Raw genomic sequence first — 17617 nt, forward strand, 5'->3', positions numbered from 1 at the left:
CTAACCGGAGGATTCCATGCAAGATGCCGCGGTATTGACCGTCAACAGTGGCTCCTCGTCGTTGAAACTCGCCTGGTTCCGTATCGGCGGCGCGCAACCGGTGCCACTTTGCAAAGCGGACATGAAAGGCATCGGCAGCGATGCCGGCACGCTGACGATCACGCTTTTCACGGATCAGGCGCGGGCAAACGGTGCGGAAAGTAAGCCGGAAGCGCAAAGCCGCAACGAGACACAGGGCCGGTGGCCGGATCAGCCGAGCGCATTCGATGCCGCATTGCAAGCGGTAGAGAAAGCGGCGGCGGGTCAACGGTGGGCAACACGGCCCGATGCGATCGCGCATCGGATCGTTCACGGCGGCCCCGATATCACCAAGCACGGCCCGATCGACGACAGGACGCGGAAATTGCTCGAAGAGGCAATGCCCTTTGCGCCCTTGCATTTACCGATCGAACTGGCCTTGATCGATGCAACGCGCACGCGCTTCCCCGGCGTGCCGCACTTCGCCTGTCTCGATACCGTCTTTCATAACGGACTACCCGCCGTCGCGAAGCGCTTCCCCCTGCCCGAGGCGCTCTGTCAGAACGGCCTGCACCGCTATGGCTTTCACGGCTTGTCGTACGAACATACCGTCGCGACGCTGGGCGAGTCGATTCCGGCGCGCACCGTCATCGCGCATCTGGGAAGCGGCGCTAGTTTAGCTGCACTGCAAGACGCTAAGCCGATGGATACCACGATGGGGCTCGGGCCGACCGGCGGCATTCCGATGAGTTCCCGCAGCGGCGATCTCGATCCGACGATCCTGCTGTATCTGATGCGCGAACACGACTATGACGCCGACAAGCTCGAAACCTTGTTGGACCGGCAATCCGGCTTGAAAGGCTTGTCGGGGCTCAGCAGCGACGTACAGGTCATCCAGGAAGCGGCGGATAAAGGCGATGCAACGGCCGCCTTCGCGCTGACGTATTTCGTCACGGCCGTGGCAAAAGCGGTAGGTTCCTTCGCGGCGATATTGGGCGGTGTCGACCTATTGGTATTCACTGGCGGCGTCGGTGAACATAGCGCGGCGCTGCGCGAACGTATCGCCGACAAGCTAGGATTCCTATCGCTCGAGACCCGCGTCGTGGCGTCCGACGAGAACAAGCAAATGGCCGCGCACGTTCAGTCCTTGCTAGGCTGAAGCCGCTTGCGCATCTCGGCAGTGATGCGTTGCCGTGCCGTCGCATAGCCGTGCCAGGGCCCTTTTTTGCCGTCGGTGGCATCGGGCCATTGCGCCATTCTTTCTGGGATCGTCTCCAGCGTCCAATGATCGCCGCCGCGTATCGATGCAAGCTCGTCCCACGTGATCGGCACCGAAATACCTAGTCCGGGGCGTGCGCGTAGCGAGAATGCCGCCACCGTGCTCGCGCCCCGGTTGTTGCGGAGATAATCGACAAAAACCTTGCCCTTGCGATTCTTTTCTCCCATTTTTGCAATGAAATGATCGGGCAATGTTTTCGCCAGATGCTGCGCGACGGATTGCGCAAAGTCGCGAACAAGCTCCCAGCTCGCGTGTCGCGTCAAGGGCACGACGATATGCAAACCTTTGCCGCCACTGGTCTTGCAAAAGGCCTTCAGGCCGATCTCCTCCAAGATCGTATGCGTCAACCGCGCGGCTTCGATCATTCGCGCCCACGGCAAGCCGGCGCCCGGGTCCAGATCGAAGATCATGCGATCGGGCTTTTCGATACTGTCCACGCGCGCGTTCCACGTATGCAGTTCCATCGCCCCCATCTGGGCCGCCCCCACCAACGCGTCGACGCTATCCAAGGTCAGCAAGGGGGGATGCCCCGGGTCCAAATCGGCATGCTGCGTGACGTGCGGTATCGATTGCTTGGGCGCGTGCTTCTGGAAAAACGACTCGCCGTCGATATCGCCGGTGACGCGCATCAACGATACCGGCCGCTGCTTCAATTCCGGCAAAAGCCATGGCGCGATCCATTCGCTGTAGCGCACCAGATCGATCTTCCGGGCACCGCTCTGCTTGTCGACCACCCGGTCAGGATGGGTCACGCGAACGCCTGCAATGACGTCGTTGCCTTTGAAGCCGCTTGCTTCTTTTTCCAGCGCCGACGCCTTGGCGACGGCGGTCTTTTTCGATGCTTTGGCGGAAGCGGGTTGCACGGCGGCGTCCTCCCGAACGATGTCTTTCGCTGACTTGTCATCTCGCAATTGGATAAACGAGGCTTGGCGCAATACGCCATCGCGCGTCCATTCGGCAAACGCACATTCGGCGACCAAGGTCGGCGTCACCCAGTGCACCTTGCCGCCGGCCCGCGACGCGGGGGGATTGCTCACCGGAGCCGTCGCCGATCCGTGCTTCTTCTCGAGTGCGTCGAGCTTGGCACGCAAGGCCTTCAGCATCGCCGCGTCGAAGCCGGTCCCGACGCGCCCGGCGTACTGCAGTGTCGGCTTGCCCTTACCCTTCCCCGTATTCGTCTTGTCATACACCGCCAGCAGCAAGGCACCGACGCCCGAACGGGAACCCGCCGGCTCGGTAAAGCCCGCGATGACGAACTCCTGTCGACGTCGGCATTTCAATTTGATCCAACTGGGCGCCCGCCCGGCACGGTAGGCGCTGTCGGTCCGCTTGCCGATGACCCCTTCCAGTGACAGCGCGCACGCATGCGACAGCAATTGCGCGGGCGGTGCGGCAAAGTCCTCGGAAAACCGCAATAGGTCCGGGACCGGGATCTCGGCAAGCAAGGCGCGCAACAGGGCACGTCGCTCCGATAACGGCACTTCCCGCAAGTCGTATCCGTTGAAATAGGGCAGATCGAACAGATACAGAACGATATGGCTGCTGCGATGCGCATCGAACGCATTCTGCAATGATTGGAAATCCGGAACGCCTTCCTTATTAAAGGCCACGGCCTCACCGTCGAACCACGCGCCATGAATGGCGCTGCCGTATCGCTCCCCGATGGCCTCGGTCCACGCGCTCAACGCCGCGGCCTGCTCAGGCAGCTTTGCCGTCCAATCGTTGCCCTCTCGCGTGTAAAGCACGCTGACCGGCCCTGCGCGGCGCTTCGCCTTGGTCGCGGAAGCGCGCACCTGCGCGACGATACGATAGCCGTCGAATTTGATTTCGTACGACCATTCGCCGCTGCCGGGCACGCTATCGACCAAGGTCGCCAGTTGCGGCTTCATCGTCTCCGGACAAGCGGCGCGCCGACCCTGCGTCTTTACCCTTTCCCAAATGGCGCGCCAGTCGTCCGCCTGGGTCGGCTTGCCGTTGCCGGGCTTGCCGGGCTTTGCGCGCTTTGCCGTCTTGGCGGGCGGCGCGGACGCGGCGGTTTCGGCTGACGCGGCGTCCGCGCTCGCCTCGGCCTCGCGTTCTTTCAACAGCAGCCATTGCGCCTGTTTTCCGTGCATGCGCGTGCGGACCAGCGCCCACCTACCCTGCAGCCGTTCGCCATGAAGCCGGAAGGTCAGTTTGCCAGCCGCATATCCTTTTCGCGCGGCGGCGATACCGCCCTCGGGCTCCCACGAGCCATGATCCCAAATCTTGACGTCGCCCGCGCCGTAATGGCCTTTCGGAATCGTGCCCTCGAAAGCACCGTATTCCACCGGGTGATCCTCGACATGGACCGCGAGCCGCTTGACCTTGGGGTCCTCGCTCGGCCCTTTCGGGATCGCCCACGACTTCAAGGTGCCATCCAATTCGAGACGGAAGTCGTAATGCAGATTTCGCGCGTGATGTTCCTGGACGACGTAGCGCAGACCCTCGTTGGCGGCCTTCCTGGCACGCGAGGCGCGGCCACCTTCCGGCTCTCGCGTCGCTGCCTCGCCGCTAAAGCGCCGCTTGCCCCGATACGTCGCCAGATTGTCGGCCATCACCGCCCTCCTGTCCCGGTCTTGCGCGTCGTCGTCTTTCTACTGGAGGCTTTCTTTGCTCCCGCGCCGCGTCGCGACGTATCCGGCTTGCCGTCGTCATCCGGCTCGTCCGCAGCAGCGCTGCCGCGACCGCGCTGACCGAGGCTGCGCTTCAGCAACGCCGTAAGATCGAGGATATCGGCCCCCCGCCCGTTGTCGTCGTCACCGGCCGCCGGTACCGCTTCGACGGTCTTCGTCTTGCCGGCACGCACCTTTCGATCGACCAGCGCGAGCACGTCGTCTCGGTACGTGTCCTTGTATTCGTCGGGCGTAAAATCCGCGCTCATATCGTCGATCAGGCGCACCGCCATCTCTCGCTCCTTCGCGCTGACGCTTGCATCGCGCCAACTTCTGGCGCCCATATCGCCGACGTCGCCGGCATCCAGGACTTCTTCCGCCCAACGCAAAGTCGTCAAGGACAACCCCTCTGGCGTCGGCACGAGGGCGCACAGATGTTGACGCTCATGCATGACGACCAAGGCGATGGCGATCTTGCCGGAGACGTCCAACGCTTCGCGAAACATCTTGTACACCTTCTCGCCGCGGCTGTCCGGTGCCAGAAAATACGGCGTATCGAGATAGAGAAAGTTGACCTGATAGGCCGGGACGAAGCACACGACATCGATGCTTTGCGTCGATTTCGGATTCGCCGCTTTCAACTCGTCGTCGCTCAGCACGACGTATTGGTCTTTTTCATACTCGAATCCGCGCACGATCTTGTCCCGAGGGACCTCTTTCCCCGTCCGCTTGTTGTACTGACGATAGCCGATGGGATCGAGCGAGCGTTCGTCGAGCAAATGGAATGACGGCTTCGAGCCCCGCGTGGCCGGATAGAGCTGAACCGGGACATGCACGAGGCCGAACGCAATCGCGCCTTTCCACAGAATCTTGGCCATCGCACTCCTTGTTGTCGTTGTAGAAGGAAAGTCCGTGCTAAGTCGGGCCATGGCGCAATCTTTATGCCTGATCTGGTCACGGCGCTTGCGCCGACGCGTTTGCACAGTACAATGCGCGCTATGCGGAGTCCGGAAGCTGGTGTAAATCCAGCGCGGTCGCGCCACTGTGACCAACGCGCAGGATGGGAAAACCCCTCGCTGCGCGTTGGAAGTCAGACCTGGCTCCGTACCGTTTTCTTCCCTACCCAACGGGGCGCGTCACCCCATGGAGCGATTTGCGTGAATCCCTTTGTCCGCTCGCGGACAGGCGCCCTTGCGCCTGAACCCGCTGCCGCGTCTCCCTTTCTTCCCGCACGACGTCGATCGACGCTTGGCATGCCGAAGCGCTGCCGGCGCCAAGCGCCACCGATGGCCCCGCGGCATCCCACGCGACCCGCGATGGCGGTGTTGGCCATGCTCGCCTCGGCCGGCGTGTTACGCGCAGCCAACGCCGACGAAACGGTGGCGGAACACGCGTCGTTGCCGCCCGTTCGTGTCCTGGCACCGCGCGACGCCGACAAGACCGAGCGCCTGGCCGTGCCGATCGGCACCGGCAGTCGCCTCGGGATGTCGAGCATGGATACGCCCGCCAGCGTCGATACCCTCTCTGGTGACACGATCCGCGCGCGCGGCGACACGACCGTGCTCGACGCCGTGACCCGCGCGGCCGGTTACGCGAACAACGCTGCACCCGGCAATGGGGGGACGGCCCTCTCGGTACGCGGTTTTAGCGGGCAGGAATCGATCACGACCTTGTTCGACGGCACGAAGCTATTCGTTGGCGCCGGCACCGTGACCTTTCCGTTCGATACCTGGTCCGTCGACCGCATCGAGGTGCTGCGCGGTCCCGCCTCGGTACTCAACGGCGCGGGCGGCATGGGCGGCGTGATCGATGTCATCCCGAAGCTGCCGCAACGCGTGCGCAGCACGACGCTGTTGCTAGGCGTCGGCGCGTACGGCGAGAAGCGCGTGGCATTCGACACGACCGGACCGATCGACACCGGGCACCCCGGCACGCCACCGCTGCGCTATCGCTTTTATCTGAACGACGAGCGCAGCAATGGCTGGATGCTACGCGGTGAATCGCATACGACCGCGGTGGGCGGCGCGCTGCAACTGGACGCGACGCCGACGCTGCGTTTCACGCTGTCGTTCGACTATGCGCGGCAAATGCCGATGGCCTATTTCGGCGTGCCGGTGCGGGACGGGGCGCTCTCTGCCGCGCTGACGCGGCAGAACTATAACGTCGCCGATGCGAACATCGCCTACTACGATCGCTGGACGCGTCTGGATACGCGGTGGCAAGCATTACCCGGCTTGACGGTACGCAATCAGCTGTATGGCATGTTGATCGATCGACACTGGCGCGACGCCGAAAGCTATGCGCTGCAGGCAAACGATAGCGTCGCGCGCAGTGACTATATCGAGATACTGCATCATCAACGGCAGATCGGCGACCGTCTGGACGCCACGCTGAACGGGCCTATCGCGGGGCGACAGAATCGCTTCGTGATCGGCGGCGAGTTCAATTCGGTGACCTTCGTCGATGGCAGCAACACCCCGTTCGACGGCGGCTCCGTCGTCCCGCAAAGCGGCTTCGATCCGGGCCTGTTCAGTAGCACCGATGCGACCCGACCGGTGTTTCGCACGCGCACCTCTCAAGCTGCCCTCTTTGCCGAAGACCGCATCGAGTTGACCGATCGCCTGGCGTGGGTCAGCGGGCTACGCTACGACCATATCGATTACCGACGCGACACCTTTGCCACAGCGACCACGGCCGCCACGCAGTTCAAGCGCACCTTTGCCAATACCAGCTGGCGCACCGGCCTGGTGTTTTCGCTGACCCCGGTGCTGACGCTGTACGGGCAATACACCACCGGTTCCGATGGCGTCGGCTCCTTGATCAGCTTGTCCCAAGCCAGCAGCGCCTATGCCTTGTCCACCGGACATCAGTGGGAAGCCGGGATCAAACAGATCCTGGCGGGCGGGCGAGCGGACTGGACCCTCGCTTTCTATCAAATCGTCAAGAACCAGTTGCTCAGCACCGACCCGAACGATCCGACACAAACGATTCAGATCGGCAGGCAGTCGTCTCGCGGTATCGAATGGACCGGCAGCGCGAAATTGCCCGCCGGCTGGTCCGTCGATGCCAACGCGTCGGTGCTACGGGCCCGCTACGATACGTTCGATGAAACGGTGGGCGCCAGCTCGGTCTCCCGCGCCGGGAATGTGCCCTTCAACGTGCCGCAGCAAACCGCCAATGTCTGGGTGAACTGGGCGTTCACGCCGGGCTGGAATGTCGGTGCCGGCCTGCGGTATGTCGGCAGCCGCTACGGCGACACGGCCAATAGCGTGCGCATTCCCGCCTACCTGCTGCTCGACGCCAGCGCTTCCTGGCGCGTATCGCGCAATCTCACGCTGGCGCTCTACCTGCGTAATCTGACGAACCGCACCTACGCGATTACATCCCAAAATAGCGGCACGCAATGGCTGCTGGGCGCGCCGCGCTCGGGCGGCGTCACGGCGACGGTGCGGTTTTGATCACCGGCACCGACACCGATACCGCAACCGGTCTGCTGACGATCACGGACTTGTCGTGGTCGCCGTCGCCTACGAGCCACCGACCACGCATGGAACATGCACCGGGCATTGCGCGTCACGCCTTGCTGGAGCGGGTGTCGCTGCGCGTCGGGCCGGGCGAGTGCGTGGGATTGATCGGACCGAACGGCAGCGGCAAGAGCAGTCTTTTGCGGTGCGCGTTCCGTTACGCGCGGCCGGACAGCGGCCAGATACGGCTCGACGGCACCGATATCTGGCAGACCGGCGCGCGTTGGACCGCGCAGCGCATCGCCGTCGTGCTGCAGGACGCGCCCGATGCGTTCGGACTCTCCGTCGAGGAGGTAGTGGCGATGGGGCGAACGCCGCACAAGCGTCCCTTCGACGGTGTGACGCAGGAGGACGTGGGTCTTGTCACACAATGCCTCCGCGATGTCGATCTACTCGCTTGGCGGTATCGGCCGTTCGCCACGCTCTCGGGAGGCGAGCGCCAACGTGCGCTATTGGCGCGTGCGCTGGTGCAACAGCCGCGCGTGCTGATGCTCGATGAACCGACCAATCACCTGGATCCCCGTCATCAGATCGGCTTGATGAAGCATATCAAGGCGCAGCGCCTGTCGACGCTGGTCGCCTTGCATGATCTGAATCTGGCCGCCGCCTTCTGTGATCGCCTTTATCTGCTAGTTGACGGACGGATCGTTGCCGAGGGGTGCCCGCGTTCGGTGCTGACCGCCGCGCGACTGAAAGCCCATTACGGCATCGACGCGGTGATCGACGACCATCCAGTGCATGCGACGCCCCGCATCACGCCGATTATGGAGTAGCGAACAGCATGTTTCTTCGATGCCTCATTGCCTGTGCCTTCTTCGCGGGCCTCGGCTTCCAGGCCGACGCCGCTGCCGCTGCGGAAGCCGCCGCGCCACGCACAGCGCATTACCCCGTGACGATTCGCAGTTGCAACCGCAGCGTGACGTTCGATCGTTCTCCGCGGCGCGCCGTCAGCCACGATATCAACCTGACCGAAATGATGTTGGCCTTGGGGTTGCGCGAGCGGATGGTCGGCTATACCGGCATCTCCGGCTGGAAGACCGCTCCGCCTGAATTGAAAGCCGCTCTGGGGACCTTGCCCGAGCTGGCGCGCCGCTACCCGCCGCTGGAAGCACTGGTCGATGCGCACGCGGATCTCTATGTCGCGGGATGGCTGTACGGGATGCAGGTCGGCGGCCCGGTGACGCCGTCGACGCTCGCGGACTTTCATATCGCGACCTACGAATTGCGCGAGTCGTGCGCCCATGTCATGCGGCGGCCTGCCGCGTCACTGGAGGACACGTACGCGGATTTACGCAATCTCGGCGCAATATTCGATGTCGACGCACGCGCGGCACAGATCGTCGCGGGGATGCAGCAGCGTGTTACGGCCGTACGCGCGGCGCTTGCGCATCGGTCGCATACGCCAACGGTGTTCGTCTACGATAGCGGGCAGGACAAGCCCTTCTCCGCCGGCGCGCTGGCCATGCCCACGGCGCTGATCGACGCGGCGGGCGGCCGCAATGTCCTCGACGATGTCCGACAAAGCTGGACGCAGGTGGGATGGGAGACCGTCGTGGCACGCAATCCGGAATTCATCGTCATCGTCGATTACGGCCCGATCACCGCACGGCAAAAAATACAGTTCCTGCTCGACAATCCTGCGCTGGCCAGCGTCGCCGCGATACGATCCCATCGCTTTATCGTATTGCCCTACGACGCGGCAACGCCCGGCATCCACAATGCCGAGGCCGTCGAAACGATCGCGCATGCGCTGCACCCCGACGCCTTCCCCGAAGCTCTCGTCGACGCATTGCACGCAGGGGCGCACTAAATGGCACGTGCATCCCGCCTTACGCGCCTCGTCCTGCCGCTCTCGCTGTTGGCCCTGCTGATCTCGATCGTCGTCGCCACCGCTTTCGGGCCCGTGACGCTCGCGCCCATCGATATCGGACGGGTGCTGCTGACGCACGTCGGCCTCGGTCCGGTCGATCCCTTCGTCTCGGCGGCAACCGATGGCATCGTCTGGTCGATTCGCCTGCCGCGCGTGCTGCTAGGAGTGATCGTCGGCGCCACGCTTGCCGTGACCGGGGCGACGCTGCAAGCCAGCACGCGCAATGTGATGGCGGATCCGCATTTGCTGGGGGTGAGTGCCGGCGCAGCCTGTGGCGCGGTGATCGCGACGGTCGTCGCCGGGAATCTGGCTGGGCAATGGACGCTGTCCCTGTTTGCTTTTATCGGCGCCCTGCTGGCGAGTGCCGCGGTACTGATACTGGGCGGCTGGCGGGGCGCGCTGACGCCGTCCCGCTTATTGCTGTCGGGCATCGCGGTCGCCTTTACCGCGTCGGCCCTCGCCAATCTGATGCTCTATCTGGGCGATCAACGCGCCGCGTCATCGGTGCTGTTCTGGATGCTGGGCGGACTCGGACTCGCGCGATGGTCCTTGTTGGGTGTGCCAGCGCTCTGCGCCACGGTCGGAATCATCTGGCTCTGGGCACGCAGTCGCGCGCTCGATGCGATGATGAGCGGCGAATTGTCGGCAACCGCGCTGGGCATCGATACGGCGCGACTACGACGTGAACTGTTCGTCGTCTGTGCGCTGTTAACCGCGGTCACCGTGTCCGTCAGCGGCGCGATTGGTTTCGTCGGGCTGGTGATTCCGCATCTCTGCCGCCGCTTCAGCGGCGCACTGCATCGACGCCTATTGCCACTTTGCGCGGTCTACGGTGCGTTATTTCTTATATGGGCCGATGTCGGCGCCCGGGTATTGATCGCGCCCGACGATTTGCCGATCGGCGTTATTACCGCGTTGGTCGGTGGTGCGACTTTGGCGGTGTTGGTACGACGTTTATGACAATGACGGCCGCCCCGCGCGTATGGCGACTTCGTTAGCGCGAACAGGCGGTCGCAAAATCAACGCCTTGCAGAGGTCGCGCCATATTACATGCGCATCCGGGGACGCAGTCATTTAGGCGGCGTCAGTCCCGAGGCCTTTAAAAGTGCTTCGGCGTGAGGGTCCAATTTGTTTACCCAGACCGGGGGGAGTCCACTTGGTGTGATGCTGTGTCCGGTTATACAGGGGCGAATCCATCCGACAAGACGGCGCCCATCAAGGCGCCACAGCGTAGCTTAGAACTGAGGCGCGACAGAGACCAAGTCTCAGTCATAAAATTCCATCAGCGCATCGGCCATCGCCCTCAACGACCGCGCACGGCGTATGCGCTTCACTACGGAATTCAGTAGCTCGGGCCCGGATTCAGATTCGGAGACGATTTGCACTAATAGTTCGCGCACATCCTCCCGCGACTTCGCTTGCGAATCCGACAGCTTTAGCCGCACAAGAATGGGTGTGGCGAGAAACAACCATCCGAATACGAGCATACACAGATGAGCAAGAAACGGCGTGTCTCTGGAACGAGGGGCTGGGACACGTGCGATTGAGAAGCTGTCGATGCGCGATAGCACAAATGACTGGTCTATTAGCTGGGCTCCTGTGATCTCGCGGAACAAGATCCATTGAAGCGGAAATTCCAAATAAACCCCATCAGTTTCGTACCAGGGAAACAATCTGTGCCTTTTCTTTGTATCACTTAGCAAAAGTAAAACCGTCTTATCTGCAGCCACAGTTCTCTCCAAATGCTGCGCCTTTTGTAGAAATGCCGCCCCCAATCGCCGCACCTTGCGCCCATCCAGGAGCACCAATCAGAGTGCGGGTTACAGGATCTAAACGGTGCAGCTTGCTGTGAGATAAAGCGCTTCGCATAGGATTCAAATTCCATGGCTGATTCTTTATCCGATCTGGAACCACCTTCCCAATTGCACTATTTTGCTCAATGAACCAGTGGTGTACGTTCTGCCCTTTTTTCAGATCCCACACGTCCTTTGCAAGCCATTTGCGCGTGGCGCTCCACGTATTCGAACCCGTCTTCCATGCAAAGGACCCATTTGCAAGGCCACCCGTCAACGCGCCAACTATCGCCGACAAACCGACACTCGTCCAATCAACGCACGCAAAACGGCCATCGTTGGTAAGCAGCTGGATGCCGAGATCGACACCCGCACCAATCGCAGCACCAACGAGTCCAAACTCGCCCGTCGGATCGCTGTTGCCAACAGGGTTGCCATTTACATATGTATAAATGTTTACGCCGTCACCTAACCAGACAGGATCGGACTGTGCGTAACGGCCTATGGTCGGATCATAGTCTCGATTCCAATTTTGATGCAATCCAGTCTCAACGTCGAAATACTGACCAGAGAAGCGCAGACCGATATCTCCAGGCGGTGTTATCGTCGAGCCTCCGGCAGCGCTTATACCAAACGGATCTTGTGGGTTGTCCCATACAATCGTTTGTGCGGCATCGGTAACCTTCTGCGGCGTATTGAGTTGGTCAGTGTGGACATAGTAAATCGAAGGCGTCGATGTCGAATTGTCTACCAGCGCTACCGGTATATCGTCTAACCATATGTAGTCGCGCAGTGCGGCGCCACTACCATCCGCCTCTTCAAGCAATGCCCCTGTCTCATCGAAGACCAATTGTGTGGTGGTGGCGCCAACAATTTTCTGCACGCGTTGTTCCGATGCATTGTAAAGATAGGAACCTGCCGCAGCGCCATTCAGCGTAACCGCCGCGGGCCTGCCGTTGCTATTGATCGTATAGCCATACGTATGCGAACTATCACGCACGTCCTGAACGACCTGCCCACTCGCGGCATAGCTCAGGCTCCTAACGCCAGCACCAGAGGTCGTGACGGAATTAAGCCGATTTGACGTCGTCGAATAGCCGAGTGTCTCGCTTGCGCCATTGGCATTACGTGTAAGGCGATTACCGACACTATCATATCCGTAGCTTTGCGAGCCGTAGACGCCAGTCGCAGTGGCGACGCGATTGAGGTTGTCATACGTAATTGTTTGATTCCGCGCTGCCGTCACGGCATCTTGTACTGATGTGATGTTTCCGGAAGCGTCGAAAACATTAGTGAGGCTTTGCACTGTCGCCGTTCCGGCAGAAGCGCTAATGCCAGTCGGTTGATAGTCCAGGTCGTAAGATCGCGTAACGATCAAACCATTCCCGAGCATGAACCGCGTCACATCACCGTATGGGGCGTAGGTAATGGACGATGCGATTTGCGTTTTTGGTGCCGTGGCGGTTTGCTGGGTATCGATCGCAGCGATATGCCCCATCGCATCGCGCGTGTAGTTAACAACGCGGCCCGATGGATAGGTCTGTGAAGTCACACGACCCGCCGCATCGTATGCAAATTTGCTCACATACGACTTTCCGGCAATCACATTCGTCGTCGAAACGACACGCCCTAAGGCGTCGTATTCGAAGGATGTAGATCCGCTTTGGTCCGTGAAAGACGTGAGCGATCCAACCCCTTTGTTGCCGCTTGCCGTGGAATCGTAATAAAACGCCTGGTTCTCAGAAGGATCCGGCGGGAAGCTCTTCGTCAAGATTCGGTCTAACGCATCGTACGTTGCATCCGTCTCGACGCCGCGTGCGTCTGAGTGCTTAGTCGGATTGCCATGCGCGTCGTACCAAAAAACGTCAGCACCGGTGTCCGGACTTGTTTGTTGAATGACGTCGCCGAAGCCGTTCCGCACGTAGGTGGTTGCAAGCTCCCTCGCATCAGTCACACCGATGACCTCATCCTTTGCGTTGTACGTTGTTACGGTCGCAAACGCATTCGGGTCTGTTTCCTTTGAAACACGGTTCAGCGCATCAAAGGTCGTTCCGTAAATTTTAGCGCGCGGATCAATCGTCGACGTCTCATTGTTGTTTGCATCGTAAGCATGCTTCACGGTTTGCGATGCTGCGCCGATATTCGCCATCATGCGACCAAGTTCATCAAACGTCGCAGATTGCTTTGCGGTCACCACCGATGAAGCCGACTTGACAGTTGTCGCTGTGCGATTTCCGAGCGCGTCTAACGCGTAGTTGATGCTCTCGCCCAATGTGTTCGTAATAGCAACGAGACGATGCGCATCATCATAGCTATACGAGAGCGTCGAGTTATCAGGGAACGTCACAACCGTCAAATTGCCTGCTGGATCGTAAGTGAATTTTGTTGCAGACTGGTTCGCTCCGGGATTGATCGTCACGGCGGTAACGCGCCCGCGATCATCGTAGGAAAAGTTCGTTGTTATTCCGTTCGGATCCAGCGACGTTAGAGGCTGGCAACGTCCGTTGATCGACGTATTGCTTGTGGTTTCCCCGAGCTCGTTCGTAACCGAGGCGAGACAGCCATGTGCGTCATACACATACGACACCGTGTCAGCCGAACCAGAGAGGGGGCCGTCGACAGTGTGCAGTAGCCCGTTAGGATAGTAGGCGTAAGTCCAAATACGCGTCGTGCCTTGCGTACTATAGGGCACTGTCGAAGTTGTAGTATCAGTCTGTTTTTTTTTACTGAGTAGCCCGCCCGTATAGGTGAAGTCGGTTGTCAGACCCGGCACAGCGATTTGCGTCGGTAAATTGTAGGTGCTGTCCCACGTCGTTGTTACTGTCCTGGCAGAGGCGGTCCCAACAGCGTCCGTTTGGCTGATGATGTGCCCTCTTGCGTCGTTCACGTAATTTGTGACATTGCCATTTTTATCGGTGTGACTCGATATATAGCCACGCCCATCGTAAGCGAAGCTTTCTGTCGTCGCGGGCGTATTGGCTGTCGCGGATGTACTGATACGGGAAACCTTGGCGATGTTTGCAGACCAGGTCAGATCGTAGGTTGATACCTTTCCAAACGCATTTGTGGAGGTAACGTATCCCGTTCCAATAAGATCGAAGTTATAACTTAGCGTTGTCGCGTCCGCTCCCCCGGCATGCATGCTGCTGACCGCTCGAAGGTTTTGATCGTATCCCCAGGTGGCGTAGCGCTTTCCATTCTCGTCGATGATGCCGGTCAGCGCACGTGGATAGGAAGGATCATCGTACACATAGACAACCGTTGGCTGCGTGCTGCCAGGATAAACGACGCTCGTGAGGATTTTGGCGGTACCAACAAGGTCCGCAGTGTTATACGTATAGACGTTTCCGTCAGGCGTCGTCATCGTGCGCATGGCGCCGTTGACAAACGTAAACGTGAGGGACCGCCCGTACGAATCGACGACCGATGAGAGATTGTTGTTCGCATCATAGGTCAGCGTCTGACCGTAACCCGACCGCGAAATGACCGAGGTGAGGCGACCATCAAGCGAATACGTTTCGACGTTATCGTTCGAGTCCGTCAGCACCAGACCATTATTGATAGACGTGAGTGTCGCATTGACGTCGCCATCGCTTGGGTACCAGCTGTTCGACTGCTTTTCAAAGGCGATGATGGCGCCATCCGCTCTCGTGGCATAGGTCATCGTCGCAGCACTGCCATCCCCCGTGTTAAATCGGAGATGTCTGTCGAAGTTCGACCGCCAGCCAGCACCTAATGAAGAGATTTCTTGGGAAAGGCTGTTGTAATGGCGACTGAAGATCAAAGGATCTTGTCCGACCGTAGTGAAATCCGTGGTGGCTTCGTATTTGTTGCCAATGTTCACGGCGACAGGATTCCCGACCATTTTCTCGCCTGGAGTACAACCACACCCTAATTGCTTGGGAAGAACCTTAGCGACATTAGAACACCCGCTCGGTTGCAATCCATCGATAGCAGAGGATGGACAATCAGCGAACGCCGTTCCATCGAGCGGCGTGACGTATTGGACTTGATATCGGTACCCCTGAATTCGCCCGTAATTATCAAAGACCGGGCCTTGTACTCCCAAGCACCCACCGCCGTAAAAAACACCCCAATAGTCACATACTTCTTGAGGACTACTACAGTTTGACCCACACCCACTACTTCCGGTGTAACCCCAACCGGCTTGGACGGGTGTCGGTGACGAAATAAAGAATGCAGCGAACGCAAGGCAAATAATGATTCGTATTGTCGCGAACATGCAAGCATCCTTACTAAGTCAGTTGCCAAAAATCATTGGCAGGAAATCAGAGTTCAGGAAAAACACCATCGGATAAATTGCCACTGCAAAATATGTATGAAAGAATTTTGAAAGTAAAGTGAATATTTTATCCATGCGTATTTATAGCGTTTTGCTGAACGTATAATTATTTTTCATTCTGCATTGAATTTTTAATTACAATCCAGTCGCATACACCGCGCAACTTTAGAAGTATTACCGCTTCCTTGCCAGTCCGGTCAGCGGCTGCGTTGTATTGACCTGCTCCCCGCGATTGGTACGCGAATGATGTAGAGTCCGTTCCAAAGGGAGCGGAGACATGAAGACGCGATTCACGGAAGAGCAAATCATCGGCATATTGAAGGAAGCCGAGGCGGGTCTGAAGGCATCGGAGCTGTGCCGTAAGCACGGGATTTCCGAGGCGACCTACTACAATTGGAAGTCAAAGTTCGGCGGGATGACGGTTTCAGAGGCTCAGCGGCTGAAGGAATTGGAATCCGAGAATGCCCGGCTGAAGCGATTGCTGGCTGAGTCGATGCTCGACAACGCCGCGTTGAAGGACCTCGTGCGCCAAAAGTAGCAAGCCCGCAGGCCAAGCGCGAAGCCGTTCAGAAGTTAATGAGCGAACGCGCTATGGGCATCACCCGTGCCTGCGGGCTTGTTGGTATCTCCCGGTCCTTGTTTCTTTATAAGTCGACTCGCGAGAGCGATGTGGCTTTGAACGAACGCATGACGGCCATCGCTGCTGTGAAGCGACGTTACGGCTATCGCCGTATTCACGTGCTTCTTCGGCGCGAAGGCTGGGTTGCAAACCATAAGAAGATATGGCGGCTGTACAGTCTTGCTGGTTTGAGCGTTCGCCGACGAAAGCGCAAGCGAATTGCGGCTGTCGAGCGGGTGCAAAAGCCCGTGCCCAGTGGCCCTAACCAGAGCTGGTCGATGGATTTTGTATCGGATGGCCTAGCGTATGAACGTCGCTTCCGAAGCTTGAACGTGGTCGACGATTACACGCGAGAATGTTTGGCGATTGAAGTTGATACGTCGTTGCCGGGCTTGCGGGTACGGCAGGTTATGGAGAGGCTTTGCGAGATGCGTGGCCTGCCGTTATCCATCACTGTGGATAACGGGCCGGAATTTGCAGGGAAAGTGCTTGATGCCTGGGCTTATGATGCAGGTGTCACGCTGTCGTTCATTCGACCAGGAAAGCCTGTCGAGAACGCGTATATCGAGAGTTTCAACGGCAAGTTTCGAGACGAATGTCTGAATGAGCATTGGTTCACGTCGATGCGTCATGCCAGGGAAATCATCGAAGCCTGGCGCATCGAGTACAACACCGAGCGGCCGCATAGTTCGCTTGGTTATCTAACGCCTGAACAGTTCGCCACCGCGTACTGTCAGAAAGGGTTTTTAACGACGGACTCTACAGCGGTTGGAGACTAATGCCGGGGGCAGGTCAGCGGCACCAAATGCGGAGTATCTGTCCGACAGTGACACCGCGCCATTTCTCATTTATAAAAATTAACTAGGATTGCCATAATTTTCCAATAATTTATCTTGCCACTCGGGCAATATCCGACTAAACGGATGCCCAACTCGCCAACGCGCGTCCCCTGTTCCACCTACTTTCTGGGCATGCACTTTTTCAAGTATCGAGCCATACGCCGCTGATTCCACACCATCCCGAACCGCGAAAACGGCAAGATCCTCTGCTCTTTCGCAATAAATTGCCCATTCTCCGACATCTGAGCTACAGCAATAACGCCCTATGTCGTAGAGCCATCCATTCGATGCTCCGCCCTCTTTAAGTCTTTCAAAAAACCGATTTGCGTCCATATCCGAATCAATGAAAATCATTTCCGCGTGTTCGTAGTCGATCGGTTTGCTTCTTGCTACGTTCAGTAGACAACACGACCTCGCGCCTTCTATACGAAGCAATCCCGAGACAAGTTCCACGAAATCAGGTGCGAAAATGAAATCAGACTCAAAGAACGAAAAATTCGAGACCTCCGACGAGAAAACTCGTTCGGGAAGTGCTCTATCGAGATCGACGTATGCAAAGGAATGCGCAAACGCTTTCCGTCTCACGCTTTCGATAGAAGATGCTTTTTCCATGACGATTTCCTGAAAGCAAACCAATAATTAAGGTCCACCCGGATTAAATTTAACCGAACCGCCGCTTCCAAAGAATACTTGTGCACCTGGATTCCGATGCGTGGCTGCCGCATGCGGTTTTGCTGTT

The 17617-nt window shown here is 58.9% G+C and carries 11 protein-coding genes and 1 riboswitch; of the genes, 6 read left to right on the forward strand and 5 right to left on the reverse strand.

Annotated elements, in window-relative coordinates; all coding sequences use genetic code 11:
• Nucleotides 1-16 precede the first annotated feature (16 nt).
• Nucleotides 17-1177, forward strand: a complete 1161-nt coding sequence (locus tag ABEG21_RS15625; protein ID WP_347557566.1) for an acetate kinase — start codon at nucleotides 17-19, stop codon at nucleotides 1175-1177.
• On the opposite strand, the gene ligD is transcribed toward ABEG21_RS15625, so the two are convergent.
• Nucleotides 1159-3873 (reverse strand): DNA ligase D, encoded by a 2715-nt coding sequence (gene ligD, locus ABEG21_RS15630; RefSeq protein ID WP_347557567.1) that lies wholly within the window; start codon nucleotides 3871-3873, stop codon nucleotides 1159-1161. The genes ABEG21_RS15625 and ligD overlap by 19 nt on opposite strands.
• A complete protein-coding gene (locus ABEG21_RS15635; protein ID WP_347557568.1) occupies nucleotides 3873-4808 on the reverse strand; it encodes a Ku protein in 936 nt (311 codons plus the stop codon). Before ABEG21_RS15635 ends, ligD begins: the two co-directional genes overlap by 1 nt.
• Nucleotides 4809-4911: 103 nt before the next feature.
• A riboswitch (adenosylcobalamin (AdoCbl) riboswitch) is annotated at nucleotides 4912-5085 on the forward strand.
• Between the two features lie 131 nt (nucleotides 5086-5216).
• Between ABEG21_RS15635 and ABEG21_RS15640 the strand changes: the two genes are divergently transcribed.
• The 4 genes from ABEG21_RS15640 to ABEG21_RS15655 all read left to right on the forward strand — a co-directional run bounded on the left by ABEG21_RS15640 (nucleotide 5217) and on the right by ABEG21_RS15655 (nucleotide 10284).
• The gene (locus ABEG21_RS15640) at nucleotides 5217-7388 is read left to right on the forward strand and encodes a TonB-dependent siderophore receptor (protein WP_347557569.1); all 2172 of its coding nucleotides are present in this window, start codon (nucleotides 5217-5219) and stop codon (nucleotides 7386-7388) included.
• A gap of 89 nt (nucleotides 7389-7477) precedes the next feature.
• A complete protein-coding gene (locus tag ABEG21_RS15645; RefSeq protein ID WP_347558046.1) occupies nucleotides 7478-8227 on the forward strand; it encodes an ABC transporter ATP-binding protein in 750 nt (249 codons plus the stop codon).
• A gap of 8 nt (nucleotides 8228-8235) precedes the next feature.
• Complete coding sequence (locus tag ABEG21_RS15650) at nucleotides 8236-9264, forward strand: ABC transporter substrate-binding protein (protein WP_347557570.1); 1029 nt, start codon at nucleotides 8236-8238, stop codon at nucleotides 9262-9264.
• Nucleotides 9265-10284: an iron ABC transporter permease gene (locus tag ABEG21_RS15655; protein WP_347557571.1), complete on the forward strand. Its 1020-nt coding sequence runs from the start codon at nucleotides 9265-9267 to the stop codon at nucleotides 10282-10284.
• Between the two features lie 305 nt (nucleotides 10285-10589).
• Here ABEG21_RS15655 and ABEG21_RS15660 read toward each other — a convergent pair whose 3' ends face one another.
• Both ABEG21_RS15660 and ABEG21_RS15665 read right to left on the reverse strand, forming a co-directional pair.
• Nucleotides 10590-11054, reverse strand: a complete 465-nt coding sequence (locus ABEG21_RS15660; protein ID WP_347557572.1) for a hypothetical protein — start codon at nucleotides 11052-11054, stop codon at nucleotides 10590-10592.
• A complete protein-coding gene (locus ABEG21_RS15665; RefSeq protein ID WP_347557573.1) occupies nucleotides 11041-14982 on the reverse strand; it encodes an RHS repeat-associated core domain-containing protein in 3942 nt (1313 codons plus the stop codon). The genes ABEG21_RS15660 and ABEG21_RS15665 overlap by 14 nt, the downstream gene beginning before the upstream one ends.
• 715 nt (nucleotides 14983-15697) lie before the next feature.
• Here ABEG21_RS15665 and ABEG21_RS15670 point away from each other — a divergent pair.
• Nucleotides 15698-16818, forward strand: a protein-coding gene (locus ABEG21_RS15670; RefSeq protein WP_347557574.1) for an IS3 family transposase whose coding sequence is annotated in 2 segments (ribosomal slippage) — nucleotides 15698-15950 and nucleotides 15950-16818 — 1122 coding nt in all. Because the reading frame shifts where the segments join, the coding sequence is not laid out codon by codon here.
• 78 nt (nucleotides 16819-16896) lie between these two features.
• Here ABEG21_RS15670 and ABEG21_RS15675 read toward each other — a convergent pair.
• Entirely contained in the window at nucleotides 16897-17490 is a 594-nt protein-coding gene (locus ABEG21_RS15675) for a hypothetical protein (RefSeq protein WP_347557575.1), read from the reverse strand.
• Nucleotides 17491-17617: the final 127 nt, after the last annotated feature.

Origin of the sequence: Robbsia sp. KACC 23696, from assembly GCF_039852015.1 — a bacterium.
Classification (GTDB): Bacteria; Pseudomonadota; Gammaproteobacteria; order Burkholderiales; family Burkholderiaceae; genus Robbsia.